Here is a 14276-nt window from a genome sequence, read left to right as displayed (position 1 = left end):
TAAGTTTATTTGCGTATTCTATTTTTTAAGCGCTGCTTACATTCGATATGAACAACTTTATCTACTTGCGCATATTTCTTCATGTTGGCGTCTACAATATCTATAGAACAGGTATACAAGTAGTGACCTGTTAGCTCGAGTGATTGATTCATCGTTTCTTTTTCTTCATCAAACAATTCTAAAATGGCATACAAGCGGCGCTTACCTGGCCGAATGTATTTTATCGTCGTAGTTTTGTCGATTGGAACATATTTTTTCCAGTTTATATTCAAAAACGTTAGCGCCATACCCATCGGGTCTGTTCCTGCAAACATACTACCGCCAAAAAAATTACCAAACACATTAATCGTGCGATAACAATATGGAAGGGTCACGATACCCTTCGTCATGCACGGGGACAAATAGATTACCCGCCCGCCTGAAAAATAATGATTTGGAATAAAATTGAAAGCACGCCGTATACATCTGGTCTTAAAGGTTTCTTTGCCTTTTTGATGTTGTTTTACAAAGCGTTTTGCCTCTCGCAGCGATAACCAACTTAACATGGACGTGTCCGTTGCTTGTTTTTTGCCAAATGATTCACGTCTAAGAGTCATCCCAACGTTTGAGGACTAATGTAATGTTATGCCCGCCAAATGCGAAAGACTGAGTGAGTCCATATATCGCATTTATCTTCTGTGGTTCAATCGCATAATTTAAATCATTTATTGGGTCTGCCAAATTTGGCATCCCATGCGTCTCACTATGATATAGTGTTTTCGTGCAAACAATGGCTTCGATTGCGCCCGACGCGCCAATTGAATGACCCGTAAGTGCTTTAGTGGATACAACCGACGGTTTGTTTCCAAAAAGACGTGCAATTAAGTTAGATTCAGCCTCATCTCCGCTTAATGTGCCAGTGCCATGCGCATTAATATAATTGATATCTGCGGGTTTAATACCGGCCATGGTTAATGCTTGCTCTATCGCCACCTGGCCTTGCGCACCCGAAGGGTCTGGTTGCATCATGCTATACGCATCAAACGTATTGCCATAGCCCACGATTTCAGCATAAATAGTTGCTTTGCGAGCGACAGCGTGTTCATACGACTCAAGAACCAATGCGCCAGCCCCTCCTTCGCTAAGTAAAAAGCCGCTGCGCTTATTATCGAAAGGCCTATTGGCCGCTTTCATATCGCCCGAATGCTGAGTCAATGTACCCGACACGTCAAAGCCCTTGAAGGATGCGCCATAATCATCGTTTAAGTATTCAGAGCCGCCCGTCAATGCCAAGTCAATCGCCCCACTCTGAATCGCCTGACATGCATTTAGGATTGCACTAGCGCCAGCCGCACAAGCTAAATCTGTCGTATGATTAGGGCCATTCAATGAAAATTGAATACCAATAAACGCAGACACCGCATTAGACATCAACATCGGTATGGCAAAGGGCGTTAATTTACGTGGGGTTTTCCAGTCCTCGAAATTGAGCATTCGTTTTTGAGTTTCATCAAGGCTCGTATTCAAAATTTTCTTATTTTTACCCAAGAGTAATTTTGAATGGTTATTAAATGCAGTATTTACACCCCCCACTGCGGTTCCCATATAAACACCTACTCGCTGGGTATCAGCGAGTTCATTGATTTTATAAGCGCGTTTACTATCGCCTTGAGAAAACGTAAAGCCCGCATGTAAAAGCGCTTCTTTTACACTTATGTACTGGTGAATTGTGACCAAATCAGCTTTCATTAGATGTGACTTTGTCACGCCATTCTTCGCATAATCGATATCGGCTAATGGCGCCCAAATATTGCATCTAAAATCATTGAATAAACGCCAACGCTCTGGAATTTCGCTAACGTTTGATTTGCTTTTTAACGCGTTATTCCAGACTTCGTCAAGGTTTGAACCGATGTTGCACAGGGCACCCATCCCTGTAATAACGACACGTCCACTAGACGCCATGTAACTTCCTTAGGTAATTTACGATATAACTTTCATTAATGAGCCAACGGCGATGATGCTTAGATTTGCAATTTCATCTTATTGTCACACGCATTTAGTTCTATAACCAAGACGCTGTGGTATTATTCTCAAAAAAATAGTGAATTTGCAACATGCTTTCTCTTTCTATTTGGAAAGTGCAAAAAGGAATTATTAGGGTATTCACCGAGTGAAACAACTATCAACTGAGCAAAAGCACCTAGTTCGAAAAGCCAATGAATTCGCTAGTGAAGACTTAAGCAAAAGTACGCTCGCGGTACTCAGCACATTTCTCATGTTTATTGCTTGCGCCTTTGCCGCAAGTATATTACCTATTTTATTGCTCAATATCGGTTTTTCTGTCGTGGCCGGTTTATTACTTCTTAGGCTCTTTGTGCTGTATCATGACTACATGCACGGGGCGATTTTGCGTAAGCAAACGTGGGCAAATTATTTTTTCTCATTGTTGAGTGTGATTATACTTACGCCAAAGAATGTTTGGCGTGAAACACATAATTATCACCATGCGCACAACGCAAAAATTCCGTCATCTCATATTGGTTCTTACAAAGTGGTGACTAAACGCCAATGGCAAAAAATGAGTCAAGGTCAAAGACGTTTTTACCTATTTTTACGGCATCCACTCAATATGTTGGCCGGTGTATTTACGGTGTTCGTCCTAGGAATGATTGTCTCGTCCATAATTAGAAATGTAAAAAAGAACTACGATGGCATTCTGGTAATCATCGCTTACCTTGGACTAAGCACATTGATAATAGTAAACCTTGGCATCTCGACATATGTGTATAGCTTGTTTATCCCGCAAGCAATAGGTGGATGTTTAGGCGCATATTTATTCTACGCACAACACAACTTTCCGAGTGTACAGCTAAGTTCTAATGCTGATTGGACACCTGTGCATGCTGCCTTGCATTGCTCAAGTTATATGAAAATGTCACCCTTGATGCACTGGTTCTGCGCCAATATTGGTTACCATCATATTCACCATTTAAACCACCGAATTCCATTCTATCGTTTACCCGAAGTCATGGAAAAAGTGCCAGAGTTAGCGTCTACGCATGTGACCTCTTGGTCTTTCAAAGACGTACGTAGTTGCTTAGCTTTGAAAGTGTGGGACGAAGATAAAAACATGATGGTTGCGATCTAGTCTTGATTCGTCAGGCATTACCTTAACTTGGGGTTGGGTAACCCTCGTCAATCGGCAATACGTCTTCTCTCGACCATTCATTCCACGAACCAAAATAAGTTGACACATTGCTAAACCCAGCTTGCTTTAAGGCAACGTAAGTATTCGACGTTCGAGCGCCTTTAAAACAATAAAGGTAAATAGGTTTATTGAAGTCTAATCCGATATTGTGACATTCTGCGATAACTTCCTGAGGACTTTTAATCCGAGGACCATCATTTGTTGGCTTCATCATACGGTACCACTCTAGCCACTTGGCTCCCGGTAAACGTCCTTTTCTAGGCGCAAAATCTTTACCATATGGCGAACTACTATTGCCAATCCATTCATCGACGTCTCTCACATCTAATAAGGTTACATCTTGAGAATCAATAGCATCAAGTACCTGTTCCTTATTTACGATTAACCCTTTACCGTCTTCGCTCAATGCAAATTCAACAGGAGCAAGTACTTCAATATTGTCGCTAACGGCTCCACCCGCATTACGCCAAGCCGACAATCCGCCGTGTAACACTTTAGAATTGGGTAAGCCAATGTAGTCAGATAAAAAATGTCCTCGGCATGATTGCCCATACCCACTGTTCATTGCGTCTTCATAAAATACAACGGTATCACTATTACTTATGCCCGCGTTGCCAAATACTTGGGCGAAGTGAGTTCTCATGGCATCAGTACCTGAGTTTGTAGAAGAAGACAAATAAGTAAATACGTCGTGTATATTAATAGCGCCTTTAATATGTACTTCCGCATATGCTTCAGGTGCTCGCGTGTCTACTACAATCACGTTTTTTGTTTCTAATAAATGTTTAAGTTCATCAACTTCTATTAAAATTTTATCCATTGCAATTACCTTTAACCGTTAATTTAAAACACTGCTAGTAACACCCTGCAACTTGTGGCTGCCCAGTTAAGCAGTAATTTGTTGTGATATTAGTTCTAACGATTAGACACGTTACTAATGTCTCGACTAACTTGTGTAAGGTGGCCCGTTTTCAGCCAAACTTTTGCTCCATATTTACCGGCATTGGCATTTAGCTCACTGCCAACAGGCAATCGTAACCAGCTATTTTTTTTGAGTATGTCGCCACTCTCTTCAAGAGAGCCACTCAGTACTAACACTTCCGCTCCATCCGGCACTGAGAAACGTACATTGGTATTTGCATCCCAAACTTGTAGAGACACATTTTCATTTTCATCTTGGTATAATGGGGTCACTGCAACGCCCGGTACATCTCTATGTGGAATGGCAGCCATATGATCAGTACGTAAACGCACATGGGTTCTATCCTGTAAATCAAATTGCCATAACTTCACAAATATAGTGCAACCGTCATCAGACCTAGGTGTGTGACTTGATTGTGGAGGGTTTCGAATATAAGACCCCTCAGGAAAATCGCCATGTTCATCTTGAAAAACGCCATCTAGTACCACAAATTCTTCACCACCCGTATGAACATGGGATGAAAATTTACTGTTTGGTGCATAGCGAACAATCGTTGTTGCCCTAGCAACCTCGTCGCCAACGCGGTCCAAAGCTCTGCGATCTACACCTGCCATTGGCGACGCAACCCATGCCATTTCTTCACTATGAACGACAACACGCTTTTCGAATTCTGCATTAATTTTCATATAAGGCTCCCACTTTTCATTCAATGAACATATGAACTTGTATGTAGCTCACTTAGCAAAGTATATATTGAGCTACACATCAAGCTACCTACCGATAGGTATGTATATTATTCGCAATAGTGATACGTGTCAACAAGATGCTCAAATATTAAACTCAACTTTACGTTAAGTGATTGTTTTAAATAAAAACTATCTACAGGTAGGTATAGGCAATAAATACCTACGTCTGTATATTCAATCGATTGACAACGGAATGAATTTATTGAGTGTTTGGATAAGCTGATTCTGCTCTACAGGTTTAATTAGTGTGCCATCTAAAAAATCTGCAAATTCACCTACTTCAGCATCATGGAAGGCATCAGCCGTCATAGTAACTATCGCTGTATTCTTTGACATTGATTTAATAATACGCGCAGCGTCTAAACCATTAATACCCGGTAGGTGAATATCCATAAATACAATGTCATAAGGTAGCTTATTTGCGAATTCAATCGCTCTCTCACCACTTTCAGCAATTTGTATATCAACGCCTATATTATTAAAGATGTTTTTTGCGACAACTTGATTTATTTCATTGTCTTCAACAACTAATATGCGTTTATCTCTTGCAAAATTTGGCGCAAAGGTTTGATCGCGAGATATAAAAGGTATATCTACTGCGTCATTGAGGGGTACTTTCACCGCCACATGGGTGCCTTTTTGAATTTTTGAAATTAACTTTATTTCACCACTGAGTAATTCGACAAGTGCCTTGGTAATCGCCAATCCAAGACCCGTACCCTCTTGATTTTCACCTTGTTTAGCTTGTTGGAATTTTCCAAATAAACGTGCCTGATCTTCATCTCCAATGCCTATCCCTCTGTCTTTTACGCTAATATTAAGATAGTTTCTGTCAGTACTGATATTCACATTTATTTGACCATGCGCTGGACTAAACTTGATGGCATTGGTGACTAAATTAATCAAAATTCTAGCCACTTTGTCTTCATCTATTACGATAAAATCAGGCAGGTCTTCATTGATACTTAACTGTAAACTTTGTGCCTTTTCTTCCGCTTTAACTCGCAACATTTTGTAAAGTTGACCAAAGAAAATTTCACAACATACACGGCTCAAATTAATTGGCATTTGGCCTTCTTCGATTTTGCTTAAGTCGAGTACCGAATTAATCACGCTTAACAGTCTTTTACTACTATATTCAAGACTTTCGACATAGCCTGAGAACTTCTTATAACTAGTATCGTTAGTTTTCCCTGAGTGATTCAATAGGCTTAATTCGTCAGTCATTAAGCGACTAAAACTTACAATAGCATTTAGCGGTGTACGTAGTTCATGGCTCATGTTCGACAAGAATTCAGTCTTATGGTCGTTAGCTTTTCGTAGCTCTTTAATATTTTGGCGTAATTCTAGTTGCGATATAACTTCTCGACTTAAGGTTTGTAACGCTTTTCGCTGCTGATCGTTCAGTTTTTTAGGTTGGTCGCTAATTGCGCACAAGGTACCAATCGCATAACCGTCTGGTGTCACTAACTGCGCACCGGCGTAAAACCGAATACAAGGTTGCCCTGTTACTAAGGGGTTGTCGTGAAATCTTTCATCCAAATGCGTGTCTTCAATCTCAAAGATTTCCCTGTCATGAATAGCATGAGCGCAAAAAGCGATATCCCTTGACGTTTCTTCGGCATCTATTCCCACTTTTGACTTGAACCATTGCCTGTTCGGGTCAATCAAACTGATAAGAGCGATTGGCGTTTCACAAATTTCTGACGCTAATTCGGTCAAATCATCAAAAACTCTTTCTGCATCAGTATCTAGTACATCGTACTCGTACAACGCTGCTAGCCTAGCTTTCTCATCAGGTGTTTGTGGTGCTTTTATCATATCTACCTTTTTACAGTTAATATTTGATAAGGCGTCATTTAAATGGAATTAAGCTGACGCAACATGCTAAAAAAACAATAGATAACTAACGCAATTTATCCTTCAACATCTCGCGGTACCGCCTCGATAAACTTATGACTTTTCCGCTTTTAAGCTGAATTTCACCATCCCCAGAAGGCAACGACGACAAGCTATCCACACAATTTACATTAACGCCATATGAGCGGTGTACTTGAGAAAAATGTTGCTCAGACAAACGCTTCATTAACCCACTAAGCGTAGCACGTAGAGGATAGATTCGCCCTCCACTATGCAAATTCACATAATTTCCTGCTGATTCAAGCCACTCAATATCGCTAACTTTAATAATAAACTCTTTGTCCAACTTCTTTACAAGCAAATGCTCCGGCGATTTCATTTGCGTAGAATTGTCACTGACTTTCATTGCTGTTGGCGCGTTCTCAGATTCCTGAACAAAACTAGCTTCACCTTTAAGGCGCTGATAAATAAACGTAAAAGCGTAATAGATGCCCATAAACCATATAAAACCCATCAAGTCTTTGCGATACTCATAAATGAATTCAGAGAGGAGATCACCGAAATCATATTGACCTTCAGTTAACATATAAATCAACTTTCGCAACGACACCATTAAACCAACGTGCGCCATTGAATATAACAATGACGCTAATAATTGTAGGCTGATCCAACGACGAATACTTTGAAATGTGGTATGAGAGGTTCTAAACCACCAGTATAATAGCGGCAATAACAATAAGTTGCTTATTGCACTTGTGTATTCCCAACTAAAGGGTTCCCACAGCTGAAAAGGTGGGACTTCGCCATTTCTTGACGCTTCAGTCCAATCAGAGAAAGCGTTCATTGAGCTATTAACGAACAAATAAATAGCCAATATTAGCCACAAATAAAATAATGGCCGCTTATCGAATCTTTCAAATAAGGTTTGATGTGTTTTATTCATCCCTGTATTCCACCGCTTATCACTCAAGCCCTCGTGTAACCTACTTTCCGCTTGGATTCCACTATTGTTGATAGCAGTCTACGCAAATGAAGTGTTTTTGCAAACTAAAGGACCTTAAACGTGAACTCTAATAAGAATTATATGCAACCATCGGCAAACAAAAATCGTCGATACGACATAGACTGGTTAAGAAACTTAGCATTATTACTGCTCATTTTTTATCACTTAGGTATGTACTATGTGGCGGACTGGGATTGGCATATAAAGAGTGATACACAAAGCACATTGCTACAAAATTTCATGGTCTTTAGCAACTTATGGCGCATGAATCTTTTGTTCTTTATTTCAGGCATCACACTTGCGCTAGTCAAACATAAATATTCGGCTAAACAACTCATCAACACTCGCACAAAGCGTTTATTCCTGCCATTGCTATTCGGCATGCTCTTAATTGTCCCCATTCAAGTGTATTACGAATTCAAGGCCGATGGCATGTTTGACGACTATGGTGAAATCCAGAATTTTTGGGATTTTATGTTGGCATACGTAAATGTAAATACTGATTTCGCGACAGACAAGCAATCTATTATTGGACTACTTACATGGAATCATCTTTGGTATTTGGTATACCTCTTTGCCTATACATTTGTGTTCTTAGCCTTACGTCCATTGCTTGAGCGGTTTATCTTCACAAAGGCATTTCAGTCCGTACGGTCTATCCCATTCTTTGTCATATTTAGTTGCTACTTCCTGATAGCTTGGGTGTATATTCGTCCGCAGTATGCGACGACACATGCATTGGTAGACGACTGGTGGAGTCATGCAAAATATTTTTCAATCATGCTGATGGGTTATTGTTTCGCGCATCGCAAAGACATATGGAACAAGGTGATAAAACATAGACGCATACTCGTATACATAGGTTGCACTACCTATAGTTTAGTTGCCTTAGATAGAAATGGCGCCTTTCCTTTTATGGGTGACGCGTTTCAATCATACATTGTTGTTCAATTTGCCTATGGGGCTGTGATTACACTAAACATGTGGTGCTGGATGCTTGCATCGATAGGGTATGTCGGACGTTATCTCAATAAACCATCGAGACGACTTAATTACGCAAATGAAGCTGTACTACCCTGGTACATTTTGCACCAAAGCTTAATTATATTGTTTGCTGCAAACATTAAAACATTTGATTTCACACCGTGGCTAGAAGCTGTATTCATTGCACTTATGACTATAGTTAGCAGTTACTTACTATTTGAGATAATTCGACGTTTTAACCTATTGAGATTATGCTTTGGTTTGCCTAATCCAAACAAATCTTAGTTTTTCGTTTGTCTCCTGCTCTCTTTACGCTACGCTAAAGTTCAGCAAAAACAAAAAATAGGTATTACATGGAAATCCAGCGTTTACTGACAAATATAGTGACAACCGACTTAGAAGCATCAAAACAATTTTATACTACATTATTTTCACTCAATGTTAGCTATGACAGTGATTGGTTTGTGCATTTAGTTTCTCTTGAAAGTAAGCTGGAACTTGGCCTAGTTAACCAAGATCATGATATTGTGCCTGCGCAAGTTAAAAGCAAGGTATCAGGCATGTATCTTACCTTTGTAGTAGAAGATGTTGAGGCAGTGTATACAGCACTTCAATCGCTTACATATGAGATATTACAAACACCAGAATCTACATTTTACGGTCAAAAGCGCATGCTCGTGCTTGCGCCAGAAGGCACGGTATGCGACGTGTCTTCGCCGACATAGTTCACAATCAACATGTCATGTTTTTTTACACAAATTAAACTAAAAATTTTAAATGCATGATTTTCAAACCATTTCTTAGTGGTCCAAACTTTGCTTAACACCTTAAAGGTTAATAAAATGTTTGAATTATTTTAAGGAAACAAGATGAAAATCAGATTATTTACAGTGTTTGCGTTTTTAGCTTTATCGCTAAACGCTAATGCTAGTTTAATAGGCTTTGCGGACGCTGTGCTTGGATATGAAGACAACAGTGATAATGTTAAAGGCGTGCTCGGCGCTGGCGGGTTTAGGGACTTGTCGTTTACTAGAGCGCTTGACGGTTCTGTCACCGGAGAAGTTGCCGACGCAGTATTAGGCGATGATGACACAAGTTACTTATCTCTTAAAATCGGACAATCGATTATTTTAGCTTTTATAAATGAAAATATTATTGATGGCGTCGGGGATGATATTTTTGTGAGTGAATTGGGTTCAGCCAGCGAAACTGCTGACGTGTCGGTTAGCTCTGATGGTATCAACTTCACATTTTTAGGCAGTGCTAACAATGCAAATGGTATCTCAGCATTTGATTTATCAAGCATTAGTTTTGCGGATCCAGTAACGGCAATAAAAATCGAAGGTCGCAGCAATGGCGGTTCAAGCCCAGGTTTCGACTTAGAATTTGTTCAAGCACTGAATAGAATCATTGTTGACCCGACGCCTTCTGTCAACACACCAAGTATTGCCATATTGTTCTCACTAGGCGTTTTAAGTTTACTTGCAAGGCGTTTTAGTAAGTAGTACGTATGATAAGACATTTACGTACCCAAATTTTGGTGGGTACGTAAATGATCAATAATACAATGGTAAGCTATGTAAACGCTTATCAATCATAGAAACAACCGCTAAGTACTCTTTGCTATCTACTTGCTTGTATTTAATTGCAAATTCGTTTTTAGACATGCCCTCTTCAAGGTTATCAATTGCTGGGAAAAAAGCATTTTCTCTGTTAACGCTAATCACTATTTGTTGCACACGCTCAGCAGTTTCAGGGCTAACGGCTAGCGCAGCAAATTGCGCACCTGCCATATCAGCGGCTAGATCAACAAAGCTATAACCTGAGCCACCTTGCCCCCGGTCCATCAGCTCTTTAAATTCTCCTACAGCGATGCTAATCCCTTGCTCAGAGAGTAGCTTAATCGCAGCTGAGAAAATAAAATGTTGGCTGAGGTCCTGACGGTTTGCTAAGGAAGGCTTTCTGCGTGCTTGTGGTATTTTCTCAATGGCAAAATCTAAATTTCCTACGATAGTCGCAAACCGGCGATGCCCAGCATAAATCGATAAAGCTAACAGCACCGCTTCGTTCTCTAATGTTGCAGACCCACCAACTAAATTGCTCATTGCTTGAGCCTCTATCATTAAGGGCACTAACAGAGTATTTAAAGAATAAGTACCAACGCCAGATGCGTTAACATACATACCGTCGAGCATTCTCAAATAGTGAGCTACTCTAATTTTTAACAACTGAGAATTATCATCAAGCGTACCTGTTTCGATGTTCTTAATATCTCGTAACAAGCCATCTAAAGGGTTTAATGATAGGGTTAATATATTGCCTTCAAGATCTATTTTATCAATGCTTTCAATTGCAGTGCTCGCTACCTTCGTTTTCGTATAACGATTAGCAGCTAATTCTGCCATAGACAACACCCAATTGCCCGGCAGGTTAAGCGCGCCAACACGCACAGTATCAACATCAACGCCACTACCTTCATTTACAACAACGTGCACGTTGACAAACACATCAATCAAAGTATCAAAAATTTTATAACTGATTGAAATTGTAAATTGTCTTTTATCATAACTAATATTCGCTGCAGCTTGATTTTTTGCTCGTTGAATAAAGCCAGCTAAGCTATTTGCTTGCATTTCACTCACGTCTAATGTGTGTGAATTATAGCGCTTTCGGAAAACAAAACGGACGTCCTGTAAGAGCGTGTTAACCGTCTCAGCATTGTCGATTTGCGTACTACTTTGCTCAGTTACATCAGGCGACAACTCCAATAACAATGCCAACAGTAACGCAACCAACAAAAAAGTGGAAAGAAGAATATATCGAATTATTTTTCGCATGTTTTACCGAAACAAGGTCTCGTAAGATAAATCGTGAACAAATCAAACTGGATTATCTCTTATTCTTCACTGATTAAAAGTAGAAATTTGTAAAAACCTCTAATTTCACATAAAGCGTATTTTTCAAAAATACCCTATCCCGATACACAACGTTGCTGTAAAATCTAAATCGACGCCAAACAAAAAGGGTTACCAATATGATAACCCTCAGTCCATGCAACTTGATGCATGTTTACTTATAATTGTGCAACCTGAACGTCTTTGCGATACGATTTATTACTCAAGTAATCATTAATTTTTTGAGGTTTTTTACCATTTTTAGCGACGAAGTCAGTTAACTTTTCGCCGTTACAAGTCATTTTGTTGAGAACATATTGCTTATCCACATTTGCATTTTTCATTGCTTTTGCAATCTTTAACTTACTTCCTGATACTGCCGCCATACAAATTTTTGTACCGGCTTCAGAATCCGCTGCTACAAATTTTGATGATGCGAATGACTGTGTTGAAAATGCGATAACTAGTGATAATCCAGCAATTATTTGTGTACTTTTTTTCATGGTTACTACCTTAAATGTATTTACTGCGAAAGTACTTAAGGTATAGCAATGAGGATGCCAAAAAATAATACCTATATAAAACAATTGGTTATGGATTTCACTTTCGTTTACTTCGTATACTTAAGAAACAGACCAACTAACGAGTGGTCAAAAAAACCAATATTTCGTTATTTTTTAATCATGTGCTTTTGGGAAGGAAAATATGCAAACTATCTTACTACTCAACCACAGCTAAATTACCTTTGCTTTCAAGCCAAGCTCTGCGATCTGCTGAGCGCTTTTTCGCAAGTAGCATGTCCATCAACTCCAACATTTGTTCGGCTTCATTTGATGTCAATTGCACTAGACGACGGGTATTTGGGTCCATGGTAGTTTCGCGTAGTTGTAAGGGGTTCATTTCTCCCAAGCCTTTAAAGCGTTGTACATTTACTTTGCCGCGCTTTTTCTCTGCTTCAATACGATCCAGAATTCCTTGCCGTTCTGCTTCGTCAAGGGCGTAAAAGACTTCTTTACCGACATCAATCCTAAACAACGGCGGCATAGCAACATACACGTGGCCTTTATCAACCAAGGTTCTAAAGTGTTTTACGAACAACGCACACAATAAGGTGGCAATGTGTAAACCATCAGAATCGGCATCGGCTAATATGCAAATTTTTCCATACCGTAAATCACTTAAATCATCTGAATCAGGGTCAATCCCCAAGGCAACAGAAATATCATGTATTTCTTGCGAAGCAAGTACTTGAGAAGAGTCTACTTCCCAACTATTTAGAATTTTACCTCTTAGCGGCATGATCGCTTGGAACTCACGATCTCTGGCTTGTTTAGCTGACCCACCAGCCGAATCACCCTCTACCAGAAACAGTTCAGAGCGATCATTATCCTGCGTCGAACAATCGGTTAACTTACCGGGCAATGCAGGGCCTTGCGTTACCTTTTTACGCGCAACTTTTTTACTTTGGCGAAGCCGACGTTGTGCATTTGCAATACACATTTCCGCGAGTAATTCAGCAACATCTGTATGCTGATTTAGCCATAAACTAAAAGCATCTTTGACTACGCCAGATACAAAAGCTGAGGCCTGTCTAGACGACAAGCGTTCTTTAGTTTGGCCTGCAAACTGAGGATCATGCATTTTGGTCGACAATATATAAGTACACCTGTCCCAAATATCGTCAGCGGTGATCTTCACACCTCGCGGCAGCAGGTTTCTGAATTCACAAAACTCACGCATTGCATCTAGTAGCCCCTGACGTAAACCATTTACATGAGTCCCCCCTTGCGCAGTGGGAATAAGGTTTACATAACTCTCGGTGACCATTTCACCACCTTCAGGCAACCATAAGACTGCCCAATCGGCAGCTTCACCGTTACCCGAAAACTGGCCGACAAATGGTGTATCATCAGGAATGGTAATGAAGTCTTTGACTGACTGATATAAGTAGTCTTTTAAACCATCTTCGTAGTACCACTCTTGGCTTTCTTTAGTTTGCTTATTGTCAAAACGAATTTTTAAGCCCGGGCACAATACTGCTTTTGCACGAAGTAAATGTAGCAAACGACTCACAGAAAACTTAAATGAGTCGAAATATTTCGGGTCTGGCCAAAAATGCACTCGTGTGCCGGTATTCCGTTTGCCACACGAATCAACAACGGCCAGTTCTTGCGTTTTGTCCCCATCACCAAACGTCATGGCATATACATCACCACCGCGTCTAACGGTCACCTCTACCTTTGTTGACAGGGCATTTACGACAGAAATACCAACCCCGTGCAAGCCACCCGAAAATTCATAATTTTTGTTGGAAAATTTTCCACCGGCATGCAGCTTTGTCATAATAAGTTCTACACCAGAAATGCCTTCTTCTGGGTGAATATCAACAGGCATACCTCGACCATCATCCACCACTTCCAATGAGTGGTCTTCGTGCAAAATAACTTTAATGTTCCGCGCATGACCTGCCAAAGCTTCATCCACGCTGTTGTCAATCACCTCTTGCGCAAGATGATTTGGTCGCGTGGTGTCCGTATACATACCTGGACGGCGCTTTACTGGGTCTAATCCGTTGAGGACTTCAATAGCTTCGGAATTATATTGGCTGGTCATAGAGTATATTTCTTGATTTATTATTATTTCTTACCGTCAGGGTATAAGGTTAATAACTAAACGG

General features: G+C 40.1%; 13 protein-coding genes. 4 read left to right on the top strand and 9 right to left on the bottom strand.

The features are described 5' to 3' along the window. Positions 1–5: 5 nt before the first annotated feature. Both QQK00_RS17840 and QQK00_RS17835 read right to left on the bottom strand, forming a co-directional pair. Positions 6–545, bottom strand: coding sequence for a hotdog family protein (locus QQK00_RS17840; RefSeq protein ID WP_284219041.1), 540 nt, complete (start codon positions 543–545; stop codon positions 6–8). A gap of 40 nt (positions 546–585) precedes the next feature. Continuing rightward, positions 586–1944: a beta-ketoacyl-[acyl-carrier-protein] synthase family protein gene (locus tag QQK00_RS17835; protein WP_284219040.1), complete on the bottom strand. Its 1359-nt coding sequence runs from the start codon at positions 1942–1944 to the stop codon at positions 586–588. Positions 1945–2152: 208 nt separating this feature from the next. On the opposite strand from QQK00_RS17835, the gene QQK00_RS17830 reads away from it, so the two are divergent. Continuing rightward, entirely contained in the window at positions 2153–3130 is a 978-nt protein-coding gene (locus QQK00_RS17830; RefSeq protein ID WP_284219039.1) for a fatty acid desaturase family protein, read from the top strand. A gap of 22 nt (positions 3131–3152) precedes the next feature. On the opposite strand, the gene QQK00_RS17825 is transcribed toward QQK00_RS17830, so the two are convergent. The 4 genes from QQK00_RS17825 to QQK00_RS17810 form a co-directional block, all read right to left on the bottom strand. Continuing rightward, positions 3153–4010: a sulfurtransferase gene (locus QQK00_RS17825; RefSeq protein WP_284219038.1), complete on the bottom strand. Its 858-nt coding sequence runs from the start codon at positions 4008–4010 to the stop codon at positions 3153–3155. A gap of 95 nt (positions 4011–4105) precedes the next feature. Further along, on the bottom strand, positions 4106–4798 hold the full coding sequence (locus tag QQK00_RS17820) for a cupin domain-containing protein (RefSeq protein ID WP_284219037.1): 693 nt from the start codon (positions 4796–4798) through the stop codon (positions 4106–4108). Between the two features lie 234 nt (positions 4799–5032). After that, positions 5033–6679, bottom strand: a complete 1647-nt coding sequence (locus QQK00_RS17815; RefSeq protein ID WP_284219036.1) for a hybrid sensor histidine kinase/response regulator — start codon at positions 6677–6679, stop codon at positions 5033–5035. An 85-nt stretch (positions 6680–6764) separates the two neighbouring features. Further along, positions 6765–7661 carry a LytR/AlgR family response regulator transcription factor gene (locus QQK00_RS17810; RefSeq protein ID WP_284219035.1) on the bottom strand — a complete coding sequence of 299 codons (897 nt, stop codon included), beginning with the start codon at positions 7659–7661 and terminating at the stop codon, positions 6765–6767. Between the two features lie 120 nt (positions 7662–7781). Here QQK00_RS17810 and QQK00_RS17805 point away from each other — a divergent pair, with 120 nt between their 5' ends. The 3 genes from QQK00_RS17805 to QQK00_RS17795 all read left to right on the top strand — a co-directional run bounded on the left by QQK00_RS17805 (position 7782) and on the right by QQK00_RS17795 (position 10210). Next, positions 7782–8990 (top strand): acyltransferase family protein, encoded by a 1209-nt coding sequence (locus QQK00_RS17805; RefSeq protein WP_284219034.1) that lies wholly within the window; start codon positions 7782–7784, stop codon positions 8988–8990. Positions 8991–9058: 68 nt separating this feature from the next. After that, positions 9059–9430 carry a VOC family protein gene (locus QQK00_RS17800; protein ID WP_284219033.1) on the top strand — a complete coding sequence of 124 codons (372 nt, stop codon included), beginning with the start codon at positions 9059–9061 and terminating at the stop codon, positions 9428–9430. Positions 9431–9574: 144 nt separating this feature from the next. Continuing rightward, a complete protein-coding gene (locus QQK00_RS17795) occupies positions 9575–10210 on the top strand; it encodes a hypothetical protein (protein ID WP_284219032.1) in 636 nt (211 codons plus the stop codon). A 51-nt stretch (positions 10211–10261) separates the two neighbouring features. Here QQK00_RS17795 and QQK00_RS17790 read toward each other — a convergent pair whose 3' ends face one another. From QQK00_RS17790 to parE, 3 genes are all read right to left on the bottom strand, one after another. Then, positions 10262–11542 carry a YfiM family lipoprotein gene (locus QQK00_RS17790; protein ID WP_284219031.1) on the bottom strand — a complete coding sequence of 427 codons (1281 nt, stop codon included), beginning with the start codon at positions 11540–11542 and terminating at the stop codon, positions 10262–10264. A 236-nt stretch (positions 11543–11778) separates the two neighbouring features. Continuing rightward, positions 11779–12102, bottom strand: a complete 324-nt coding sequence (locus QQK00_RS17785) for a DUF3718 domain-containing protein (RefSeq protein ID WP_284219030.1) — start codon at positions 12100–12102, stop codon at positions 11779–11781. Between the two features lie 217 nt (positions 12103–12319). Then, a complete protein-coding gene (parE, locus tag QQK00_RS17780) occupies positions 12320–14212 on the bottom strand; it encodes a DNA topoisomerase IV subunit B (protein ID WP_284219029.1) in 1893 nt (630 codons plus the stop codon). Between the last annotated feature and the right edge of the window lie 64 nt (positions 14213–14276).

Source organism: Agaribacter marinus (assembly GCF_030160655.1).
Classification (GTDB): Bacteria; Pseudomonadota; Gammaproteobacteria; order Enterobacterales; family Alteromonadaceae; genus Glaciecola; species Glaciecola marina.
Note: the sequence above shows the minus strand (reverse complement) of the source record. Positions and strands in the feature narration are given on the sequence as shown.